26 protein-coding genes are annotated in these 21,592 nt (G+C 46.2%); 14 read left to right on the top strand and 12 right to left on the bottom strand.

Going from position 1 to position 21,592, the window contains the following annotated elements:
* Positions 1 to 17: 17 nt before the first annotated feature.
* The 3 genes from NYG90_RS04530 to NYG90_RS04520 form a co-directional block, all read right to left on the bottom strand.
* On the bottom strand, positions 18 to 221 hold the full coding sequence (locus NYG90_RS04530; RefSeq protein ID WP_285257698.1) for an ATP-binding protein: 204 nt from the start codon (positions 219 to 221) through the stop codon (positions 18 to 20).
* The gene (locus NYG90_RS04525) at positions 221 to 1,009 is read right to left on the bottom strand and encodes an adenine nucleotide alpha hydrolase family protein (protein WP_285257697.1); all 789 of its coding nucleotides are present in this window, start codon (positions 1,007 to 1,009) and stop codon (positions 221 to 223) included. Before NYG90_RS04525 ends, NYG90_RS04530 begins: the two co-directional genes overlap by 1 nt.
* Positions 1,010 to 1,317: 308 nt before the next feature.
* On the bottom strand, positions 1,318 to 1,656 hold the full coding sequence (locus NYG90_RS04520) for a hypothetical protein (RefSeq protein ID WP_285264754.1): 339 nt from the start codon (positions 1,654 to 1,656) through the stop codon (positions 1,318 to 1,320).
* Between NYG90_RS04520 and NYG90_RS04515 the strand changes: the two genes are divergently transcribed.
* From NYG90_RS04515 to pta, 4 genes are all read left to right on the top strand, one after another.
* The gene (locus NYG90_RS04515) at positions 1,625 to 2,578 is read left to right on the top strand and encodes a polyprenol monophosphomannose synthase (protein WP_285264753.1); all 954 of its coding nucleotides are present in this window, start codon (positions 1,625 to 1,627) and stop codon (positions 2,576 to 2,578) included. The genes NYG90_RS04520 and NYG90_RS04515 overlap by 32 nt on opposite strands.
* Positions 2,575 to 3,006: a GtrA family protein gene (locus NYG90_RS04510; RefSeq protein ID WP_285257083.1), complete on the top strand. Its 432-nt coding sequence runs from the start codon at positions 2,575 to 2,577 to the stop codon at positions 3,004 to 3,006. Before NYG90_RS04515 ends, NYG90_RS04510 begins: the two co-directional genes overlap by 4 nt.
* Positions 2,997 to 6,017, top strand: coding sequence for a hypothetical protein (locus NYG90_RS04505; RefSeq protein ID WP_285257082.1), 3,021 nt, complete (start codon positions 2,997 to 2,999; stop codon positions 6,015 to 6,017). Before NYG90_RS04510 ends, NYG90_RS04505 begins: the two co-directional genes overlap by 10 nt.
* 100 nt (positions 6,018 to 6,117) lie before the next feature.
* The gene (pta, locus tag NYG90_RS04500) at positions 6,118 to 7,146 is read left to right on the top strand and encodes a phosphate acetyltransferase (protein WP_285257081.1); all 1,029 of its coding nucleotides are present in this window, start codon (positions 6,118 to 6,120) and stop codon (positions 7,144 to 7,146) included.
* Positions 7,147 to 7,239: 93 nt separating this feature from the next.
* Here pta and NYG90_RS04495 read toward each other — a convergent pair whose 3' ends face one another.
* On the bottom strand, positions 7,240 to 7,410 hold the full coding sequence (locus NYG90_RS04495; protein ID WP_285257080.1) for a hypothetical protein: 171 nt from the start codon (positions 7,408 to 7,410) through the stop codon (positions 7,240 to 7,242).
* Between the two features lie 136 nt (positions 7,411 to 7,546).
* On the opposite strand from NYG90_RS04495, the gene NYG90_RS04490 reads away from it, so the two are divergent.
* Entirely contained in the window at positions 7,547 to 8,470 is a 924-nt protein-coding gene (locus tag NYG90_RS04490; RefSeq protein WP_285257079.1) for a PLP-dependent cysteine synthase family protein, read from the top strand.
* Between the two features lie 24 nt (positions 8,471 to 8,494).
* Entirely contained in the window at positions 8,495 to 8,995 is a 501-nt protein-coding gene (locus NYG90_RS04485) for a transcriptional regulator (protein ID WP_285257078.1), read from the top strand.
* 144 nt (positions 8,996 to 9,139) lie between these two features.
* Here the strand turns inward: NYG90_RS04485 and NYG90_RS04480 are convergent, their stop codons facing one another.
* Genes NYG90_RS04480 through NYG90_RS04470 form a run of 3 tightly spaced genes read right to left on the bottom strand, consistent with a single transcriptional unit; the run spans position 9,140 to position 11,920 of the window.
* Positions 9,140 to 9,928, bottom strand: a complete 789-nt coding sequence (locus NYG90_RS04480; RefSeq protein WP_285264752.1) for a hypothetical protein — start codon at positions 9,926 to 9,928, stop codon at positions 9,140 to 9,142.
* On the bottom strand, positions 9,835 to 10,890 hold the full coding sequence (locus NYG90_RS04475; protein ID WP_285264751.1) for a hypothetical protein: 1,056 nt from the start codon (positions 10,888 to 10,890) through the stop codon (positions 9,835 to 9,837). The genes NYG90_RS04480 and NYG90_RS04475 overlap by 94 nt, the downstream gene beginning before the upstream one ends.
* Positions 10,880 to 11,920, bottom strand: coding sequence for a glycosyltransferase family 8 protein (locus NYG90_RS04470; protein ID WP_285264750.1), 1,041 nt, complete (start codon positions 11,918 to 11,920; stop codon positions 10,880 to 10,882). Before NYG90_RS04470 ends, NYG90_RS04475 begins: the two co-directional genes overlap by 11 nt.
* Between NYG90_RS04470 and NYG90_RS04465 the strand changes: the two genes are divergently transcribed.
* Positions 11,892 to 12,134: a hypothetical protein gene (locus tag NYG90_RS04465; protein WP_285257074.1), complete on the top strand. Its 243-nt coding sequence runs from the start codon at positions 11,892 to 11,894 to the stop codon at positions 12,132 to 12,134. The genes NYG90_RS04470 and NYG90_RS04465 overlap by 29 nt on opposite strands.
* Before the next feature lie 181 nt (positions 12,135 to 12,315).
* Here NYG90_RS04465 and NYG90_RS04460 read toward each other — a convergent pair whose 3' ends face one another.
* From NYG90_RS04460 to NYG90_RS04450, 3 genes are read right to left on the bottom strand one after another with little or no spacing between them, the layout of a single operon-like run.
* A complete protein-coding gene (locus NYG90_RS04460; RefSeq protein ID WP_285264749.1) occupies positions 12,316 to 12,456 on the bottom strand; it encodes a hypothetical protein in 141 nt (46 codons plus the stop codon).
* Between the two features lie 57 nt (positions 12,457 to 12,513).
* Positions 12,514 to 13,395, bottom strand: coding sequence for a homoserine O-succinyltransferase (locus tag NYG90_RS04455; protein WP_285257072.1), 882 nt, complete (start codon positions 13,393 to 13,395; stop codon positions 12,514 to 12,516).
* 10 nt (positions 13,396 to 13,405) lie between these two features.
* Complete coding sequence (locus tag NYG90_RS04450; protein WP_285257071.1) at positions 13,406 to 13,534, bottom strand: hypothetical protein; 129 nt, start codon at positions 13,532 to 13,534, stop codon at positions 13,406 to 13,408.
* Positions 13,535 to 13,656: 122 nt separating this feature from the next.
* On the opposite strand from NYG90_RS04450, the gene NYG90_RS04445 reads away from it, so the two are divergent.
* On the top strand, positions 13,657 to 13,860 hold the full coding sequence (locus NYG90_RS04445; RefSeq protein ID WP_285257070.1) for a hypothetical protein: 204 nt from the start codon (positions 13,657 to 13,659) through the stop codon (positions 13,858 to 13,860).
* Here NYG90_RS04445 and NYG90_RS04440 read toward each other — a convergent pair.
* Positions 13,832 to 15,106, bottom strand: coding sequence for an O-acetylhomoserine aminocarboxypropyltransferase/cysteine synthase family protein (locus tag NYG90_RS04440; RefSeq protein ID WP_285257069.1), 1,275 nt, complete (start codon positions 15,104 to 15,106; stop codon positions 13,832 to 13,834). The two genes, NYG90_RS04445 and NYG90_RS04440, sit on opposite strands and share 29 nt — an antisense overlap.
* On the opposite strand from NYG90_RS04440, the gene NYG90_RS04435 reads away from it, so the two are divergent.
* From NYG90_RS04435 to fliP, 6 genes are all read left to right on the top strand, one after another.
* Entirely contained in the window at positions 15,093 to 15,359 is a 267-nt protein-coding gene (locus NYG90_RS04435; RefSeq protein ID WP_285257068.1) for a hypothetical protein, read from the top strand. The two genes, NYG90_RS04440 and NYG90_RS04435, sit on opposite strands and share 14 nt — an antisense overlap.
* Positions 15,360 to 15,374: 15 nt before the next feature.
* Entirely contained in the window at positions 15,375 to 15,920 is a 546-nt protein-coding gene (gene hslV, locus NYG90_RS04430) for an ATP-dependent protease subunit HslV (protein ID WP_115012206.1), read from the top strand.
* A gap of 26 nt (positions 15,921 to 15,946) precedes the next feature.
* On the top strand, positions 15,947 to 17,257 hold the full coding sequence (hslU, locus tag NYG90_RS04425; protein WP_285257091.1) for an ATP-dependent protease ATPase subunit HslU: 1,311 nt from the start codon (positions 15,947 to 15,949) through the stop codon (positions 17,255 to 17,257).
* A 133-nt stretch (positions 17,258 to 17,390) separates the two neighbouring features.
* Positions 17,391 to 19,271: a GTPase Era gene (gene era, locus NYG90_RS04420; protein ID WP_285257067.1), complete on the top strand. Its 1,881-nt coding sequence runs from the start codon at positions 17,391 to 17,393 to the stop codon at positions 19,269 to 19,271.
* A 42-nt stretch (positions 19,272 to 19,313) separates the two neighbouring features.
* A complete protein-coding gene (locus NYG90_RS04415) occupies positions 19,314 to 20,315 on the top strand; it encodes a L,D-transpeptidase Cds6 family protein (RefSeq protein WP_115012204.1) in 1,002 nt (333 codons plus the stop codon).
* Positions 20,315 to 21,079, top strand: a complete 765-nt coding sequence (gene fliP, locus NYG90_RS04410) for a flagellar type III secretion system pore protein FliP (RefSeq protein ID WP_285257066.1) — start codon at positions 20,315 to 20,317, stop codon at positions 21,077 to 21,079. Before NYG90_RS04415 ends, fliP begins: the two co-directional genes overlap by 1 nt.
* A 12-nt stretch (positions 21,080 to 21,091) precedes the next feature.
* Here fliP and NYG90_RS04405 read toward each other — a convergent pair whose 3' ends face one another.
* Positions 21,092 to 21,475, bottom strand: coding sequence for a branched-chain amino acid transporter permease (locus NYG90_RS04405; protein WP_285264748.1), 384 nt, complete (start codon positions 21,473 to 21,475; stop codon positions 21,092 to 21,094).
* Positions 21,476 to 21,592: the final 117 nt, after the last annotated feature.

Below are 21,592 nucleotides of genomic sequence, written 5' to 3'. Positions count from 1 at the left end.
TTAATGCTGTGATGCAATTAATGATAACAAATAATCATCAGTGTTTCATTTAAACCCGTGCCAAGAAAAAGTAATTTCGCACAACGGATAAAGCTTGTTTTGCCAAAGCCATTATCACCATAAAGGCAGTAGAGATTCTTATCATTACTTTGCCTAAATGTAACGCTTATCTTTCCATAATAGGCAAAAAGATTGCAAATGCTAACCTCTTCTATAAACATTATTCCTCCTCTTTTGTGCTTTTATCATTCAGCAGTTTTTCAACTTCTTCTTTTATTTTTGCTGGCGCGCTATTTACTCCCCTTTCCCCATAAATATTACAAATCTCAAGGCTTTTTTGCAGCAGTGATTTCACATCATCAAGCCCTACTTCTACACTGCCACCCTTTGCCACAATATCTTCTAGAATCTCTTCGTGCAAAATCTTTTGCTTTTTATCCTGCATACAAACTCCTTTCTTGTTAAATTTCATTGCTATTTGCAATGCGGTGTTTTCAAAGTCAAAGTCCCTGTCCCATTCTTTTTGTATCTCTAGAATCTGCGCAGAGTTAATGAGCTCTTTCTCTCCACCAAGACTTAGAAATTCTGCTTCAGCTTCTAAAAGCTTTGTAAAAATCTCTATGCGTGTTTTGCTTAAAAATGGTCCAAGCCCTCCATTTTTATATACCGCTCTGCCGTCCCTTTTATAATCTGCTCTCGCATTCTTATCCTCTCTTAAAAGCTTTATATAATTTCTAAAATTATTGAGTGGTTTTAATTGACTTTCCCCTGTATCTATAAAACCTTGCAAGGACTTATCCCAACTCACCACAGTGCAAACCCAGCAGCCAAACCTACTTCCACCACAACTACTTTGAGCTAAATGCGTAATAAACTGACATTCATCACCACTTGCCTTTGCATAGAGCTTAAAAAGCTCACTATGATCTTTTTCCCATAAAGGCTTATGTGTGCTTAAATACGCCCATACATCATCAGTGCTCCATTTGCTAAGGGGTGCATAAGTCATTGTATTTGGAAAATCATCGTGCTTTGAGAAGCCTTATTTTGCTACTACTCTAATGCGCAAAATTTCTGTATAATCCGCTCTCATCTCACCGATGCAGGATTTCAAAGGCAGAATGTCAAAGGATGGTTATGGGAAGAGTAGGTAATAGTCCGCTTTCACGGGGGGGGGGGGGAACTTAGGCGCGTAGGCTTTCCGGCTAAAAATGGCGATCGCTACGGCGATTCTGCGCTCATTACCACTCAAGGTAAATCCCTTGAATCGCCTTGCGAAGCCCCATTTTTAGCACGAAAATCCAACCGCGAGCAAAGTTATCCAAAAAATACACAAAGCCACGATTCTAGTTCCACAATCCTAGAATCCCAAAGCAGCACTGAAGCACAAACTACAAAAAACGCACAGCCCCTAGAATCCACTTTTTCGCAAAGCCACGATTTTAAGGAAAATGCCCTTTTATCGTCATTGCGAGCTTTGCTCCGCAAAGCGTGGCAATCCATATCCGCGCAAGCGGATTCTAAGAAAGCACAAAATAGAGAAGCATTAGAATCCACTTGTGAAAAAACAGCCGAAAATACAAAAGTGGATTCTAGGGTAGTTAATTCTGCTAGCGCAGAATCTGTGGATTGCCACGCGGCTAACACCGCTCGCAATGACGATAAAAACGCCTTTTCACTAGAATCCACTTTTGAAAACAACGCCACAAGTAAAAACGCGGATTCCAGCTCCGCCACAAATCTAAGCGAGCTAGCAAAGGATTCTAGGATTTCTAAAGAAACATCGCCTAGCGGCGAGCGGTATCCCTTGTTTTCTAAAGAAACTTCTCATAGCAAAGCTAAATCCTCCAAAGAAGCCAAAACGCCCAAACCTCTCATCTGCATCCCCACCTACAACGAGTCCAACAACATCGCCGCACTCTTATGCGAGATCTTCTCACGCTTCCCAGAGATCCACGCCCTAGTGATTGATGATAATTCCACCGATGGCACGCAAGAGATCTTAAACTCTCTCGCCCACACCTACCCCCATCTCCACCTCCTAAAGCGATCAGGCAAGCTAGGGCTAGCAAGCGCGTATATCGATGGCTTTTCGTGGGGACTGAAAAGCGGATACTCACACTTTATCCAAATGGATGCCGACTTCTCCCACCACCCGCGCTATCTCGCCCAGACTCTAGCTAATCTCCCACATTTTGAAGTGGTGATAAACTCGCGCAACATCATCGGCGGCGGCGTGCTAGGCTGGGGGCTAGGGCGCAAGATCCTTTCACGCTTTGGCTCTTTGTATGCAAGACTCTGGCTTGGGGCTAGGGTTATGGACTTTACCGGAGGCTTTAATGCCTACTCCGCGCGCGCTTTGAGCGCGATCGATCTGCACAGCATAAAATCTAGCGGCTACTGCTTCCAAATCGAGATGAAATACCGCGCCTACAAAGCTGGGCTAAGACTCCTTGAGCTACCTATAATCTTTGAAGACCGCGTAGCTGGCAAGTCCAAAATGAGCAAAACAATCGTGCTAGAAGCCCTGTGGCGCACGCCATTGCTACGCCTAAGAGTCAAAAGGGCAGAGCGATGAAGCAGCTCACACTCTTTGGGCTTGTGGGCGCGCTTGGGGCTTTGAGCAATCTTGTGTGCTTTTATGTGCTTGATTTTTTCAATGTGTGGTATTTGCTTAATGCCTGCTTGTGCTTTGGTCTAGCGGTGAGCCAAAACTATGTGCTAAATAGCTTTATCACCTTTAAGCATAGCCTAAAATGGCGCGCGTATCTAAGCTATGTGGGGGCAAATCTCTTTGGGCTTTGTATCAATCTTTTCGTGCTAGCTCTGTGTCAAAATCTCCTGCTAGAGCCGCTTTTAAACGCTCTTAGCCCTAATGCGCAAGATCCTAGCGCACTTAGGCGACATCTCTTGCTGTGCTTCCAAGCCCTTGGCATTATCTGCGCATTTATTAGCAACTTTCTCTTTGCCAAATTTCTCATCTATAAGGAGTCTCAATGCGACTAACACCACAAGCCTACTTTGTCTGCTGCCTTATCATAGCTACTGCTATCATCGTGCTTAAGCCCATCTACACCAAATCTTATGCCAATATGCCAAATGCCTTTGCCCCCACACATATCACCATAGCCACACAATCCCCCTGTGAAGCCTACGAGCTACTTGCTAGCACCAATAAAATCACCCTAGATTATGACAAAACACAAGAGCCTTTTAGATTCTACACCATTACAGACTATGCCCACACGCGCCCCCTAGAATCTAAAAAGCCAGATTCTAGCTCGCATATCTGCGCCCTAGCTAGAAACGCCATCACCGCCCCACTCACTAGCCTAAAGCTTAGAGCAAATGCAAGTGATATGGAGAATATTGCGTTTGTTGCTCTAACTATGGGGAGTGAGAGCTTTTATATCCCCATAGATTCGGTCTTGGGTAATCATTCCCTAGATTTGGTAAATTTTGGAGGCTCGCAGACCTCTAGTCTAGTCTCGCCCCCAAAATTTACCAAAAGCTACGAAAGCACCACCACAAAACAAGCGACAGCGGTGCAAGGCGAAGCCGCAGCAGGTTTCTTTAGAACTCCTAGAATCTTAGAAGAAGAAAAAGGGGCTGGGCGTGAAAACTCCGCTTCATCGTCATCGCGAGCGAGTGAAGCGAGCGTGGCGATCCATAGCGCAAACGCGGATTCTAGGGCGACAGACATCACCCTAGATCTATCTACTTACAAGCTCAACGCCACTAGCGAGATCCTAAACCTCTACAAATCCCCCTGCACCTTTCTTAGCTGGCTATATTATTTTCTCTCGCCGCCATTTTTGTTGCTATGGCTTATGTGTGTTTGGACATTCATCGCACTAAAGCCCAAGCACCCAAAGGGCAAAATCCCAGCTCGCACATATCAAGAGCTAGGCGTGCTTGTCTTGCTACTTTTACTTGCCTTAATCTTGCGGCTTTATCATTATGACAGCTTTGGACTTTGGGGCGATGAGCTATACTCTGTGGGGGTTGTGGGCTATCCTGATGGGGATTTCTCAAGTGTGTTTAACGATCCGGGGAATCCGCCTTTTTATAATTTCTTGCTCAAACTTTGGCTACATTGCTTTGGCTACACAAGCGCGGCGGCTAGAGGGCTTAGTGTGGTGATCGGCACGATGGGGGTGGTGGGGATTTACTTGCTTCTACGCGACCACGCTTGTGAAAATTCGGCTTTGGGTAATCATAGCAGCGATTTTGTGGATTTTCTAAAGAAACATCGGCTAACGCCGAGCGGTGTCCCTTGTTTTAAGGCAACCGCAGACCACAAGTCTAGCTCTGCCCTAAAATCCACAAAAAGCCCCACTAGCACCACCGCAATTCCTAGAATCTTAGAAGAAGAAAAAGGGGCTGGGCGTGAAAACTCCGCTTCATCGTCATTGCGAGCTTTGCTCCGCAAAGCGTGGCAATCCATATCCGCGCAAGCGGATTCTAAGAAAGCACAAAATAGAGAAGCACTAGAATCCACCTTTTTACAAAAGGTAGATTCTAGCGGCACTGCCATTTCCCCGTCATTGCGAGCCAAAGGCGAAGCAAAACAAGGCGCAGCCGCAGTTTCTTTAGTAATCCACAAAGACAAACTAGAATCTAGTATGGATTGCCACGATTTTGCTAGCGCAAAATCTCGCAATGACGATGAAACTACACAAACCCCAACGCCCAGCGATTCTAACACTGCCCCAAATGTAAGCGAGCTAGCAAAGGATTCTAGGATTTTGGAGCTAGAATCGGGGTTTTTCAAGCGCGTGCAAGGGCGCATACTTGGCGTATGTAACCGCAGCACGCACGCAGAAATCCACGATTCTAGCCCGAAAGCCCAATCCTCCAAAAAATTACTCATACCCACTCTAGGGGCGTTTTTCTATGCTATATCCTTTGTCGCCATCGGCGCAGCCCACGAGGTGCGCGGCTATGTGCTAGAGCTAGCACTGCTGCCGCTTGTGTTTTACTTCTTGCTGCATTTTCTTAAAAATCCCAAACTCTCAAACGCGCTAGGCTATGTGCTAAGCGGGGCTATGGTGTGCAATACACACTACTTTGGCGCGGTGATGATAGCAGCTGGCTTTATCGCAAGTGGCTTCTTTGTCTATCAAGATACAACGCTTAGCACACGCAAAAAGCGCGAAACCCTAGCCCTTGTCCTTTTGCTTGATATGCTTATCACTAGCTCTTTGGTGCCGTTTTTTGCTATCACTGCCTACACGCAAGCCCTAAGTGATACAAGCTTCAATACTTGGATCCCAGCCCCATCGCTTAATGGACTGCTGCAGTTTCTGCCCCAAGCCTTTGGCAGCTCTAGTGGGGCATTTGTCTTTCTCGTGCTATTTATGCTAACGCCTTTGCTCAAAAACCGCTTCCTAAACTTTTGCGCGATTGTTATAGCCCTTGGCGTGCTGCTGCCATTTATCGCTAGCTTTGTGCGCCCTATCTACTACCCCAAATACGCTATCTATGCGACCTATGCCTTTATGCTGGCATTGTGTAGCGTGGGGATCGTGCTTGTAGCTAGGAGACTAGCAGGGGCACAGGCAAGCTACTTAATCGCCTTTGGCGTATGCGCGCTTAGCATAAGTCTGCTAGATCATAAAATCCAGCCCATTGGCGTAGGCGATAATGCACGCGCGAAATTTGCTTTCATCACGCAAGATTCTAGCAATGAAGCCAATAAATCCAGCATAAACCCTAGAATCTATATCATCGATTTGCACACGGCAATGGCTACAAAGCAGCGGCAGTATGAGGTCTATGGATTTAAGCCTAGGGCGGAGTTTTTACGCATAGGTGTGCCAGAGCTAGCCCAACGCCACTTCCACACAGGCGATATTCTCTATCTTGATGGCTATTTCGTAGAAGAAGACACGCTGCAAGATCTCTTAGAGACATTTGCCAGCAAGGGAGCTAGAATCTATCCCATACCCTTTGGGATACAAGAAGAGAGAGATTTGAGAGAGTCCCAAGATCGTATCTATAAAGTTAGATTCTAAGTTACAATAAGAAAAGCTTAGGAGAATTTGCGTGTAAAAATAAGTGGCTTTAAGCAACTTTGCTTAAGATTAAATAATCCACTTACACAAAGGAGAGAAAATGAGCTTTATAGAAGAAATCAAAGCAAAGGCAAAAGCGAGCAAAAAGACCATAGTCCTGCCAGAAACAAGCGATGTGCGCACGATAGAAGCGGCGATTTTGGTGCTTAAAGAAGACTTTGCAGACATTATTTTGCTAGGCGATAGAGAAGAGATTTTAGCCAAAGTAAGAGAGCTAAAGCTAGCAGATATTTCACAGGAGCAGGCACTAGCCCACCTTGAAAAAGCCACTTTCATAAACCCTAGAGAATCAAGTCTGCTAGAAGAGTTTATCGCGCTTTTTGTCGAGCTGCGTGGGCGCAAGGGGATGGACGCGACCAAAGCACGCGAGCTTTTGCGCGGGGATAAGCTGTATTTCGGCGCGGCGTTGGTGAAATCTGGGCGGGCAGATGGTATGGTAGCAGGCGCGATCCACGCGACTTCTGATGTGCTGCGTGCGGCATTGCAGATTGTAGGCACGGCAAAAGATGCGGCGATTGTATCGAGCTTTTTTGTGATGGTAATGCCTGATAACACTTACGGGGAAAATGGGATTCTAGTCTTTTCTGATTGCGGATTGTGCCAAAACCCCACGCCAAATGAGCTAGCCCATATCGCTATCTCTAGCGCGAAAAGCTTTCAATCTGTCATCAAAGCCACGCCCTATGTCGCTATGCTTAGCCACTCCACTTACGGCAGTGCCAAGCACGATGATGTAAGCAAGGTTGTCGAAGCGACCAAAATCGCCAAAGAGCTTGCCCCAGATATTGCCATTGATGGCGAGCTGCAGCTTGATGCCGCCATTGTCCCAAGCGTAGGGGCTTCTAAGGCAAAAGGCTCAAATGTCGCAGGCAGGGCAAATGTGCTTGTTTTCCCCGATCTTGATGCGGGCAATATCGGCTACAAGCTCGTGCAGCGATTTGCTAAAGCTGAAGCCTATGGACCCATCTCACAGGGTATGGCAGCTCCTATCAATGATCTCTCAAGAGGGTGCAGCGCGCTTGATATTGTCGGCGTAGTAGCACTTACTGCCCTCCAAGCACAAGGCTAGATCCGCTTAATCCCGCCCAAGCCCATAAAGCCTAGAATCTAAGCTAGATTCTAAGGCGGATTTAAACGAGGATTTTAGCCATAATGCTCTCTGTCATTGCAGCTGCAATGCACGATTTATCTTTGAAATGCTCTTTGTAGTGCTTTGGCTCATTTCTATAGCACTTAGTTGCGTGTAGAACTCATCTTTTTTATTTTTCTTTGCATCGTGGAGATTGGCGTTTGCTATTTTTGCTGTTTTGCCATTGTGTAGGTTTGTTTGCATAAATCGTGTGAAAGTGGATTCTGTCTTGTTTGTTTTAAGTTTTGCTTTATTGCATTGCTATTTGTTATACAATTAAAAACATTTTTTACTATTTTTACAAATTTCAAAGATGTATATTTCAAAGTAAGGATATGCAATGCTTTTTTACTCAAGTCTTGATCTTATCGGTAATACGCCGCTTGTGGAGCTTTCACGCATACAGATTCCAAACAATAACCGCATTTTTGCAAAACTTGAATCCTACAATCCCGCAGGGGGAGTGAAAGATAGGGTCGCCCTGCATATTTTGCAAAGAGCAAAAAAGCAGGGCAAGCTACACAAAGATTCTGTGGTGATAGAGGCAACTGCTGGCAATACGGGGCTAGGCATAGCCTTTGTGTGCTTGCATTTTAATATCAAGGCGATTTTGGTCGTGCCGGATAAATTTTCCATTGAAAAGCAGATTCTAATGCGCGCTTTAGGAGCCGAAGTCATCAACACGCCAAAAGAGCTAGGCATACAAGGGGCGATTGATAAAGCAAAGGAATTGCTAGATTCTACTCCGCATTCTTTTAGCTTGCATCAATTTGAAAATCCGCTCAATCCACAGGCACATTATGAAACAAGTGGCAAGGAGATTTATACGCAAATGCAGGGGGTGCGGGATTTAGCACCTGTGCTGGATTACTTTGTCTGCGGTGCTGGGAGTGGCGGTAGCTTTAGCGGCATAGCCAAATACCTAAAAGAGCAGGATTCTAGGATACAAGCTGTGCTATGCGATCCTATCGGCTCTGTGATTGGCGGAGGGGAGGAGGGCTGTGCGAATATTGAGGGCATTGGCAATAACTTTATCCCAAAGACTATGGATACAAGCTTTATAGATATGGTGCAAAAAATTAGCGATGAGGAAGCATATCAAGGGCTAAAAATCTTGGCTAGAGAAGAGGGGCTGCTAGTAGGGATCTCATCTGGCGCGTGCTTGCAAGCGTGTTTGAAGCTCGCTAGGCAGGTAGAAAATAAGCTTATTGTAACGCTCTTTGCCGATCATTTAAGCAGGTATTTTAGTAAGAATCTCATATAGAATCCACCCACATAAAGGCACGCAATGGCAAGCAGTAAGGAATTTTTAGCATATTGCTTAGAGCAGCTGCAAGCAAGCTTAGATTCTAGCGTAGCGGAGTTTGACACAGATTCTACTATGGCAAGCACGCGAGCCGATTTGCTGGAGTCTGGTGATTTCAAGCGATGCTATGTTTTTACAAGTCGCAAGATATTTGGCGAGTATTGTATCTATGTGCAAGATTTTGGCTCTGCCTTGGCTCTAGGCTCACATTCTAGCCCTAGCGATATGACACCTGCGCACAATCTAGCCCCACAAAGCCCAAAGCCCATATTTCTGCTCTGTGATGATATGCTTTTTGCCAAGCCGCATAAGATCCTAGAATCCATCTTGCCAAACCACCCTAAAGCCCCGCCATATCCGGGCGCAAAGGAATGGTATATTATGGATATTGATAATCTTTTGCAATTACGAAAGGTCATCATCACACTCACGCCGCACCTAGAGCCTGCAAAAGCCAAAAAGAAGCATAAGGGGCAGCAATAAACTAGAATCTTACTAGCCCATAAGCACATTGATTTGCAATCGCTCTAGCAAGCAGTGAAAGCCTGCAAATTTTGCTAAGAGAAACGCAGGCTATTACAACACACGGGTAAAGAAATCGCACGGGCAAGGTGTCTGCCTAGTCTCCTAGCGTGTGAGCTCTAGGGTGGCTTTGGTCTGCACGGCTATGGGGATAGGGGTCTTTGGGGCTGCCATATCGTGGCAGTAGTCGCAGGCTTTGAAAAATTCTTGCGCATAAAAGGCAAGGATCGTGTATTTATCACACGCGTGATCCAAGGAGACAAAATCGCCCCTAAATTCTTCTAGCCCTTTTAGGCGTGAGAGTGAGCTGGCAATAGGACAGATGAAGATCTCCCCGACACTTTTTGCGGTGCTAGAATCCGCATTTTTGCTGTCATTGCGAGACACTGCGTGAGCTGCGGCGTGGCAATCCACACTAGAATCCACTTTTTCAAAACTAGATTCTAGGTTTGTGTTATGGATCGCCACGCTCGCTTCACTCGCTCGCGATGACAAAAGGGGAGCTTCATCATCTCGCGATGACAGAGAGGGGGAGTTATCCTTAGAATCCATTTTTTCACTTATCGCATTTTTGTTGTCATTGCGAGATTTTGACTTGTCAAAATCGTGGCAATCCACATTTACCCTAGAATCCACTTTTGAAAAAGTGGATTCTAGTTCAAGTTGCTCGCGGTTGTTTGTAATTTCAGTGTTGTTTTGGGATTCTAGGATTTTTGAGCTAGAAACGGCGTTTTTCAAGCCGCGCAAGGAAGATAAGACTTCGGGTCTATCGCGTGAGCTAGGCGATGAAATCGCTGCTTCTAGCCAAAAAGCCGAATCCTTAACAGATTCCCCCCCCCTATGAGTTTTGGTATGCCCTCGTGGCTCATCACCGACACACACGGCATAAGACAAGAGCGAAAGTTTGCCTCTATGCCCTGCCTATCACGCCCTCTTTTGTAGATTTGCCCGGGAGAAAACCACGCGGCTGTGGCTTCTTGCCAGAGGACAGAGTGCGGGATTTTGCGCGCTGATAGGAGATCTTGGAGCTTTTGTATATGGAGCTTTACAGATAGGTTTGGCGATTTGGTGTAGTCGCTTATACTCACAAAGCATTTAGAGCTTGCTTGCAATGCCTCTAAGAGCCTAGGCTTTGGGATAATTGTGGCGTTTGTAACAATATCAAAGGACTTTACCTTGCTACTAGAATCTAGTATTTCCACCACTGTATCAATATCTTTAAAAAGCAGCGGCTCACCGCCGATAATCCGCACCCAATAGATAGAATCCACTCTCTCAAGCAGAGCTTCAAGTGTGCTTTGTATGCCACTAAGCGTGCAGGTGTAGGCGGTTTTGGAGTCAAAATACTGCATTAGATTGTTGCAGCTCTCACAGCGCAATGTGCAGCGCGTTGTCAGCACTAGCTCGAAGTAGGGCATATCTACTTTGCCAAGCAAAAAGCGCGCATAGATTCTAGCACGCATAATGCCACTAAGCGGGGCTAGCAGTGCGCATAGCAGGCTCTTGCACACACAGCAAGGCAGGACAAGCATAGCCCACAAAATAGCCTTGACAAATACCCAGACCATAGGTTTTTGGGCGTTTGTGGGGATTTTGGGCATAGGGCAGGATAGGATTTTAGCGTGTAGGGGAGCGGCTTTGGATTCTAGGATATAGAGTGCTTTGCGCAAGATTAGCAAAGGCACAAGATATATCGCGCTTATGGGGTTTGAAGCGATTTTTGCTTTGTAGTTTGCCCATAGGAATGCCTGTGTAGCTTTGGCGATATTGCGATATATGTAGCGTTGCTTGAAAGTAGGGTGCTTAAGGAGTTTAAGGCGTGCGGATAGGGTGGAGAGATCTAGGCTATTTGGCATTGTGTGTCCTTTGTGGGTTTGGTGAGCTTAGGGCGGATTTTAGGAGCTTTAGCACGCGCACAAACGGGCGTAAGCCCGCATACGCCCAAGGCGCGTAAGCCCGTAGATAAGCAGCTATAGTGATAAGCGCGGTGCGTTTGTAGTAGGCTAGGTGGATTTGCCTAGCAAAGGGACTTTCTCTAGCGATAGCCCACCAGAGCTTGTGGTAGGGATTTTGCGCAAAGATAGGGGGCTTTGCGGGGTTGCTTTGGAAGTTTGACTTCTCCCAAGGCTTATAGCCCCCAAGCAAATGCACGATAGAGGGATTGATAAGCGCGCTAGCAAACTCGCTAAAATCTATGGCACTAGGATACGAGGCGATGCCATTTGTATCCGTGTGGGGCGGGGAGCTATCAAAGTGGATCCTGCTTTGTGCAAGCCATTGGAGGTTGTAGTGATAGGGCAAAAAGCACACCGAGTCTCTAAAAATGAGATTCAAAAAATCTTGATCCGCATACTCCGCATACTCCGCATACTCCTTAGTGTGTATAAGGGCTAGATCTTTGGTGCGCCATTTGGGGAGATTGATGAGTAAAACACCGGAGTTGAAGTAGTTTTGCGCGTGTATTTTGTGCTCACGGACGATCTTGATACTATCTCCGCTTAGCCCGCTTCGCACCGCACCTATGGCACACTCCCCCAAATCATAGGCAAAAAGCTCTCGTATATCGCGCAAAATCAGCGTATCAACATCAAGATAGAGAGCTTTTGTAAGCTCTTGTGGTAGCACGCTGCCAAGCTTCAAGCGGAAATACGCGCACCAATTTGCCCCCGCTTCGCCCCACGGATTAAGGGCTTTGAACTCGGCTTGATTAAGGCTGTGGATATGGATTTGCGTGGGGTAGATGGTGTCTAGGTGGGATTCTAGCGTGCGTAGGTGTGATAGGGTGGAGGGAGAGAGGGAGTCGGCTAGGAGGTGGAAGTGGATGGGGAGATCTCTGCTTGCTTTGGGCGTTTTGTTTATGGATTGCCGCGCTTTGTCTTGCGCCAAAGCTCGCAATGACGGAGAAAGGGCGTTGCTGCTAGAATCCACTTTTTTGCTAGCGGCGTTTTTATCGTCATTGCGAGATTTTGACTTGTCAAAATCGTGGCAATCCACATTTACCCTAGAATCCACTTTTTCAAAAGTGGATTCTAGGGGGTTTGCCTTTTTGGCGTTTTTCTTAGAATCCGCGTTTTCAAACGAGAATTCTGGGCTTGCGTAAAATGGCGTGATATGAGCAAGATGAATGAAGCGGTGGATAAGTGGGGCGTGGCAGGTGGGATAGGGGCTAGGGCTAGATCCTGTCTTAGAATCTAAAGCAAAATCTTGCCTAGAATCTAGTGTGGATTCTAGGCAAGATTCTAGACTCGCACCAAAATCTGGCGCAGCATTTACACTAGGATCTAGCTGCCCCCCCCTATGAGTTTTTCTGCATTTTGGGCGGTGGGGTTGATAGAGTAGATGATGCTCATCATACTCACGCTGGCGTATTTGGCGTAGTTATCATCTAGCCCAAAGACTATGGCAAAGCAAGGATCAGTCATAATGCTTCCTTAAAAGTGGTAAAGATAGTGCGGTATAAAAGCGTGCATTGTAGCAGATTAAAGCAAAAATGGCGTGTCTTGATAGACGAGATTTAGCCAATTGCTAAAAATCACGCTCGCACTTGATCGCCACTGAAACATAATCTCCCCATTTGGCGCGTAATACCCTGTGGGCTTTGGCGTGTTTAGCCCATTTGCTTGATCGCGCTTGTATTCTTTATCTAGCGTATCTTTGGCGTATTCTGGGTGCCCTAGGATAAAGACATCTTTGCTATCTTTAAGCATTGTAGCCCCGCTTTGCTCCCCTGCTAAAAGCACACACAGATCATCTGCCCTAGCCACTGCGCCTTCATCAATGCCGCTATGGCGTGAGTGAGGCATAAGCACTTCATCATCTAGCCCCATAAGCAGCGGCGAAGTGGCGCACTGCTTATGGGCAAAGATCCCAAAGCACTTGCTAGATAGGGCGTGCTTTTGAATCTTGTGGAAGTGATATAGCCCAGCCATAGCCCCCCAGCACAGATACATCGTGCTTGTTACATTAGCACGCAAAAAGTCCATAATCCCCCTAAGCTCCTCCCAATACTGCACTTCTTCAAACGCCAAATGCTCGATAGGCGCACCTGTGATGATCGCGCCATCAAAGCGTTTATGTGCAATCTCGCTAAAGTATTTGTAGAATCTATCTAGGTGAGATTGGGGGGTGTTTTTGCCGATGTAGCTCTGCGTGGCAAGTAGTGTGATACGCACTTGCAAAGGCGAGTTTGCTAGGAGGGATAGGAGCTGATTTTCTGTCTCGATTTTTGTAGGCATAAGATTGCAGAGCAAAATCTCTAGTGGGCGTATGTCTTGCGTGGTGGCACGCTCTGTGTCCATTACAAAAATCCGCTCCTGCAAGGTGCTAAATGCGGGGATGGTTTTGGGGATAATGATAGGCATCTTTGGCTCCTTAGTTATTGGTGGATTTGGCTTTGCTTGGTTTGGGCGTCGGCTTTTGCGCGCTTTTGCGGGAGTCTGCGCGGTGGGCTTGCTCATTACCGCTTAGGTAAATCCCTTCGCCCACCGCTTGACAACCCACAAAACGAAGTTTCTTTAGAAAATCATCGCAAAATCCTGCCGCCTAGTTGCGTTTGAAAAACACATTTTACGCATTTTTGGCAATCCTAGAATCCACTTTTAAACACCCAACAAACGCAAAAAGTGGATTCTAACCTTGAAGCTGAAAATGTAAAAAACTCCGCACAGGATTCTAGGATTTGCGATGAGAAATCTTTGCTTTGCGAGCCGCGCAAGGAGATAAGACTTGGGTGTCTATCGACGCAGCGCGGCGATGCAATCAAAGATTTATCGCGCAAAGCCGAATCCACCAACCAAGCTACTCCAAAGCCTGCGCTAGGTCATTGATTAGATCCGCGCTAGATTCTAACCCCACCGACACACGCACACACGCAGGCGAGATCCCCGCTGATAGTAGCTCGCTCTGGGAGAGCTGGGAGTGTGTGGTGGAAGCTGGGTGGATCACAAGCGATTTAGAGTCGCCGATATTTGCCGTGATACAAAAGAGCTTTAGCCTATCGCACAATGCCTTCGCCTTCTCATAGCTCTCTAGCTCAAAGCTAAAAAGCCCACTCGCATAGCCGCTTGTGAAATACTGCTTGAATCGCCCATAGTAGGGGCTAGACTCTAGGGCAGGGTATTCTACTTGCTTGACTTTGGGGTGAGATTCTAGGAATGTAGCGATTTCTAGGGCGTTTTGGCTGTGCTTTTGCAATCGCAGCTCCAAAGTCTCTAAGCCTTGCAGGTGGATCCACGCATTATGCGGCGATAGACTAGCCCCGATATTGCGTAGCCACTCTAGGATAAGCCGCATACCATAGATAGGATAAGGCAGGCTCGCATAGACTAAGCCGTGGTAGCTTGGATCAGGGGTGTTAAAGACACTATATCTGGGATTATCTATTAGCAGCTCATTTAGCCCATTTCTTTCAATGATCGCTCCTCCTAGTCCGCTGCCGTGCCCGTTGATATACTTGGTGCAGCTATACACGGCAATATCTATCCCAAAGTCAAAGGGGCGGAAAATCATCGGTGCTATGGTGTTATCACAGATGGTAGCAAGCTTGTGTCGCTTGGCAAGCTCGGTGATAGCGCAAATATCTGGGATAGAAATCTGCGGATTGGACAACGACTCAAAGAAAATCGCCTTAGTGTTATTATCGATAAGTGGCTCTAGCGTGCTTAGATCATCGACATCAAAGCAGCGAGCCTCTATGCCAAATCGCTTGAGTGTATGCACTAGAAGCGTCTGTGTGCCGCCATAGATTTTATTGGCATAGAGGATATTATCGCCTGCTTGGGCGAGATTGACAAAGGCATAAAACAGCGCGCTAGCCCCACTCGCAGTAACGACACCAAACCCTCCGCCATCGACTTGGGCTAGGCGATTGGCTAGGACATCGGTGGTGGGGTTGCTTAGGCGCGAGTAGATATTGCCTAGCTCCTCTAGGGCAAATCGTCTGCCGGCTTGGTCGCTTGAATCAAAGCGAAAGGAGCTGCTTTGATAAATCGGCACGCTTAAAGTGCGCTGGGAATCATACCCATAGCCTGCGTGCAGGGCTAGCGTGCTTGGGTGGAAAGTGGATTCTAGCATTTGGACTCCTTTGGGTGATATACGCAGCCACTATAAGCAAATTTTCTATAAAACACAATATGTGTTTAGTAATTTTTCGCATTTCTTGGGTGAATGTTACTTTTATAAACGCATTGTGTTTGTGGATTCTAGGCTTTGGTGCTTTGGTGCTAGATCCGCGCTAGAATCTATGGGCTTTTTATGCTACAATCTCGGGCTTTGTTTAAGGGCTTTGGGCTATTTAGAGACATTTGGTTGGCTTATAAGCACATAGAATCAAGGATAAGTAATGTTTGAAGCGACAACGATACTTGCGTATTGCGGAGAGTATCAGGGCAAGCGCGTGGCAGTCATCGGCGGCGATGGGCAGGTGAGCTTTGGTAATTGCGTGATGAAGGGCAATGCCAAAAAAATCCGCACGCTTTATAACGGACAGATTCTAAGCGGATTTGCAGGAAGCACGGCAGATGCGTTTAGCTTGTTTGAGTCGTTTGAGCGGATTTTAGAGGGGAGGAAGGGGGATTTAATGCGCTCTGTGGTGGAGTTTGCCAAGCAGTGGCGTAGCGATAAGTATTTGCGCAAGCTTGAAGCGATGATGATCGTGCTAAATAGGGATAATCTCTTTATCCTAAGTGGGACAGGCGATGTGCTAGAGCCAGAAGATGGCAAGATCGCTGCCATTGGTAGCGGGGGGAACTACGCTCTAAGCGCGGCTAGGGCGTTAGATCGGCACGCTAGCATAGAGCCAAAGGAGCTTGTTACGCAGTCGTTGCATATAGCAGGTGAGCTATGTATCTATACTAATACAAATATTTCTATTTTGGAGCTTGCATAATGGAGCTAAAACAAAGCAAAGAAATGATGAGCCCAGCGGAGATTGTAGGGTTTTTAGATGAATATATCATCGGGCAAGATGACGCCAAGCGCGCCATAGCCTTGGCACTGCGCAATCGCTACCGCAGAATGCAGCTGCCCAAAGAAGTGCAAGAAGAAATCACACCCAAAAATATCCTAATGATCGGCTCCACAGGCGTGGGCAAAACCGAGATTGCGCGTAGGATGGCGAGAATTATGGGGCTGCCCTTTATCAAAGTAGAAGCGAGCAAATACACAGAAGTGGGCTTTGTGGGGCGCGATGTAGAGTCGATGATACGCGATCTAGTCAATGCCTCTATTGCCTTAGTGCAGCAAGAATCCCAGCAAAAAAGCCAAGAAGCCATACAAGCATATATCATCGATAAAATCGCCCGCCTGCTGCTCCCAGCTCTGCCAAAGGGCGTGAGCGATGAGAAAAAGCGCGATTATGAGCAAAGCCTAGAAAAAATGCGCCAAAAGGTGCGAAATGGCGAAGTAGATCATTTACAAATCGATGTAGAGATCCACAAGCAAGCAGAATCGCTAGATAATGGTATGCCACCAGATATTGCTAGGGTGCAAGAATCTATCATCAAGGTCTTACAGCGCGAAGAGAAGGTCAAAAAATCTCTAAGTGTCAAAGAAGCCAAGCTAGCCCTAGTGCAAGAGGCGCGTGATAGCGTGCTTGATATGGAGGCAATCCAAGCAGATGGCTTGCGCAGAGCAGAGCAGAGTGGGGTGGTGTTTATCGATGAGATTGACAAAATCGCCACAAGCACCAAAGACTCTCGCCTAGACCCTAGCAAAGAGGGCGTGCAGCGCGATTTGCTGCCAATTATCGAGGGCAGCACGATTAGCACCAAATACGGCACGCTCCGCACAGACTATATACTCTTTGTCGCGGCAGGGGCGTTTCATTTAAGCAAGCCTAGCGATCTTATCCCAGAATTACAGGGGCGATTCCCTATCCGCGTGGAGCTAGATAGCTTGAGTGAAGAAGCGATGTATGCGATCTTGACCAAAACGCGCAACTCACTCATCACGCAATATCAACATTTGCTTAGTGTAGATGGCGTGGAGCTGGTGTTTGAGGAAGAAGCCTTGCGTGCGTTAGCGCATTTTGCCTATATGGCAAACCAAAAGACAGAAGACATTGGTGCTAGGCGGCTACATACGATTATAGAGCGCGTGCTAGAAGAGATTAGCTTTAATGCGCAGAAGTATGCTGGGGGCAAGGTGGCGATTACCAAAGAGCTTGTGGAGGAGAAGCTGGGCTTGGTGGTGAGTAGTGCTGATATGTCGCGGTATATTTTATGAGAGAGTGTTGTGGGGATTTGGCTTTGTGAGATGATGAGTCCCCCTATCTGTCATCGCGAGACTTCCGTAAGGAAGTCGTGGCGATCCATAATCAAAAAGTGGATTCTAGGGAAGCAGTCTAAAAGGAATAAAAATGGATTCTAGGAGTAAAGCGATTTTAGTGTCATTGCGAGGGAGCGAAGCGACCCAAGCTTTACACAAACAAAAAGTGGATTCTAGGTTTAAGGCTATGGATCGCCACGCCTTGCAGAGCAAGGCTCGCGATGACAGAAAAAGCAACAAATCTAAACAAAACACAAAGGATTCTAGGAAAAACACTCAAATTCTCAAAACGCCGCAGAATGAAAACACAGAAAGCGTGTTTGATACAAACGCCGCAGGCGGCAGAAAAATGGATTCTACTCAAAATGCCCAAAATCTAAACAACCCGCAGGCGGCAAAGCCAACGCCCGCACCAAGCCCTAGCGATTCTAAGATTGAAGCTCAAAATTTAAACGAGTCCGCAAAGGATTCTAGGATTTGCGATGAGAAATCGGGGCTTTTCAAGCGCGTGCAAGGGCGCATACTTGGCGTATGTAACCGAAGCGCGCGCGCAGAAATCGCCGATTTATCGCGCAAAGCCGAATCCACCAGCAAAGCTGAATCGCCCCTAACGCCCAAAACACAAAAAGCGGGGTTTGTTGGAGTTGTAGGTCGCCCCAATACCGGCAAATCCAGCTTGCTCAATTTGCTTGTAGGCGAGCATTTAGCCCTGATCTCACACAAGGCAAATGCCACGCGCAATACTATGCGCTTTATTGTCCCCTATACTACAAAGGATCGCACCGCTTGCCAGATGATCTTTGTGGATACGCCCGGACTTCACAAACGCGAAAAGCTTTTAAATCAATTTATGCTAGAGGCTGCGCTAAAGACTATGCGCGATTGCGATGTGTGCGTGTTTATGGCTTCAGTCTTTGATGATACAAAGCAGTATGAGGAGTTTTTAGAGCTATTTTATGCTAATGACTCACATAAAAAACATATCCTTGTCATCAACAAAACCGATATGCTCCCGCCTAAAAAGCTCCTAGGCGTGCTTGAAAAATATGCAAAATTTAGCGATAAATTTAGCGCACTTATCCCCATAAGTGTGAAAAAATCACATAATATTACCGAGCTGCTAGAATCCATAGCCAAGCTGCTGCCAGACTCGCCGCCGCTTTTTGATGAAGATGAGATGACGACACATACAATGCGCGAAATCGCTAAAGAAATGGTGCGTCAAAGTATCTTTGAGAATCTAAGCGATGAGATCCCTTATGAGAGTGATGTGATTGTAACGGAGTTTTTTTATAAGCCTCGCACGAGGGATTTGGTCTTGGGCAAGCATTCCGCAGATTTTGGGGATTCTAGGGTAGTCATTACCGACAAGGTAACTCCTACCCTAGAATCCCCAAAAAACTCCAAAAGCCCCACCGCAAAGCGAAGCTTCTTTAGAAAACAAGGGATACCGCTCGCCGCTAGGCGATGTTTCTTTAGAAAACAAGCGACAGCGGTGCAAGGCGGGGGCACGCAAGCAGGTTTCTTTAGAAATCCTAGAATCCTTAAAGAAGATTATCTGGGCAAGTGTGAAAAATCTGCTGAAAATAAAAACCAGCCGCAAAGTAAAAAAGTGGATTCTAGGGGCAACGCCCTTTTATCGTCATTGCGAGCCGACTTGTCGGCGTGGCAATCCACACAAAAATCTACCACTACCCTAGAATCCACTTTTGCAACCACCAATGCCCCTATGCATATTGTGCATATTTATGCCAATATCTATGTCCTAAAGCCATCGCAAAAGCGCATTATCATCGGGCAAAATGGCAGCACCATTAAGCGTATAGGCGCGGCTGCTAGGGAGAGTATCGAGCGGATTTTGGGCGAGCGGGTGTTTTTGCGTTTGCAGGTGATTGTCGATAAACAATGGGCAAAAAACGCAAATAATCTTAAGAGTTTTGGGTATAATTTGCAGCTGCAACAAAGCAAATAAGGCAATGTAGCGATATGAGTAAGTGATATGGGAAGGAAGTATATGAGGATTAAGCACTTTGTGCTAATGCTGCTTGGGTTTGGTGTGCTGCAAGGCTTTGATACAGATACTGCTAGGATTGTGCAAACTTATCGCACAGGCGATATGCAGAAGGTTACACAAATCTTAGATAGCTACTTGCAAGATAAGGAATTTTGGCTTCGTGTCTTGCAAGATAGGCATACAGATTATGGGTATTTTGAGGGCTATAAATATCTCTTTGTCTCTGATAAAAGTATCCCTAATTTAGCTCTCTATACCATATCGCCAAAGGGGCAGCTAACGCTTGTAAAAGAGCTCCCCGCGCTTGTGGGCAAGGGCAAGGGGGATAAGCGTTTATCTGGGGATTTGACCACGCCTCTTGGTGTATATGACTTTACTGATAAGCTTACAAGACTGCCTCCATACTATGGACCGCTGGCTTATACGACTGACTATCCAAACAACTACGATAAATCATTGAAGAAAACAGGATATGGGATCTGGATCCACGGGCTTCCGCTTGATGGCAACAGAGAAGAGCTTAATACAAAGGGCTGTATTGCCATTGAGAATAATGTCTTAAGCGATTTTGGAAAGATAGTGAATTACAAAGAAGCATTGCTGATTTCTTATGAGCAAAATATCCATAAACCCACCAAAGATGAGCTAGCCTTGCTCCTAGCGCAGCTATATGTGTGGCGTGCGGCGTGGATCGCAAATGACTTGGAGAAGTATTTGTCTTTTTACTCTAAGGATTTTGCACGCCCAGATGGGACGAAATACAACGCTTTTGCTTCGTATAAAAAGCAAGTGTTTGCCAAGAGTGAAGAAAAAGTAATACGATTTAGCAATATTAGTGTCGTGCCTTATCCCAATGAAGAGCATAGGCAGATGTTTCGCATTAGCTTCACGCAAGATTATCGCGCGTATAAAAATGGCAAGCCTAGCTACACATCAAATAGCCAAAAGATCCTTTATATCGTGTATGAAAATGGCACTATGCGCATAGTAAGTGAGAAGTGATGCGAGATGTTGCTGCATTAGGCGTTAGGCGGTTGGGGCTTTGCGCGTTTATTGCTGCGGCGTGTGTGATTGGCGTGAGTGCTGCGCCTACTATCCCTACAGTCAATCTCTCTTTAAGCGCACCAGATACCCCAAAGCAGCTTGTAACTTCGCTTAATGTCGTTGTCGTTTTAACGCTCCTAATTCTTGCGCCTTCATTGGTGCTTGTGATGACGAGCTTTATGCGGCTTATTATTGTGTTTTCATTTTTGCGCACCGCACTTGGCACGCAGCAATCCCCGCCCACACAGATTCTAGTCTCTTTGGCGTTGGTTTTGACATTTTTTATTATGGAGCCTATTGGCAAAGAAGCGTGGCAAGCTGGTGTGAAGCCCTATGTAGAGGAGCAAATCGGCTATGAAGAGGCGTTTGAGCGATCGGTTGAGCCTTTTAAGAAATTTATGCTAAAAAACACGCGCGAGAAAGATTTGGCATTGTTTTATCGTATTCGGGGGCTGCCTAATCCACAAACCACAGCTGATGTGCCTATCACAATCGCTATCCCTGCCTTTATGATTAGTGAGCTAAAAACGGCATTTATGATAGGCTTTTTGCTGTATTTGCCATTTTTGGTGATTGATATGGTGGTAAGCTCGATCCTTATGGCAATGGGTATGATGATGGTCCCACCGGTAATGATCTCACTACCCTTTAAGATTTTGGTGTTTATCTTGGTTGATGGGTTTAATCTGCTCATAGGCTCGCTTGTGCAAGGGTTTAAGTAGCGAGCGTCTAAGCTAGATAGGCAAAAAGAGCTTATCTAGAATCTGTGTCTGCACAATCGTAGCATATCCTAGTGTCCCGCCAATGACAGCTATCACGCCAACTTTAGTGATGAGATAAAGCAATGCGGTTAAGATAAATCCACATAGCTCATTAAGCCCAAATGGCGCGTGCGCCATATCTGTGGAAGCAAAGCAATAGACAAGCAGCATACCAATCATCGCTGGAGGTAGAATCTCCCCTAGGGTGATGATAGATTTTGGTGCGCTTTTTTTGCGAAATATGATAAAGGGCATAAAACGCGTAAGAATCGTAGTCAAAAACGCAACCACAAGCACCAGCACGCTGTGCAGCAGGGCTTGGTGATTTTGATAGAAGTCATAGAGCGATAGTCCCATAAGAATCCTTAAGTAAAATGCGTATTATATAGAATCTACCCCAGCGCGATGCTAGAAATCGGGCAATAAATTATTTATATATAGTTATTGTTACTTTATTTAGAGTAGAATATGGGC

This window comes from Helicobacter zhangjianzhongii (assembly GCF_030249855.1).
GTDB classification, from domain to species: domain Bacteria; phylum Campylobacterota; class Campylobacteria; order Campylobacterales; family Helicobacteraceae; genus Helicobacter_B; species Helicobacter_B zhangjianzhongii.
The sequence above is the reverse complement of the archived record's forward strand: the minus strand, read 5'-3'. Positions and strand labels throughout refer to the sequence as shown.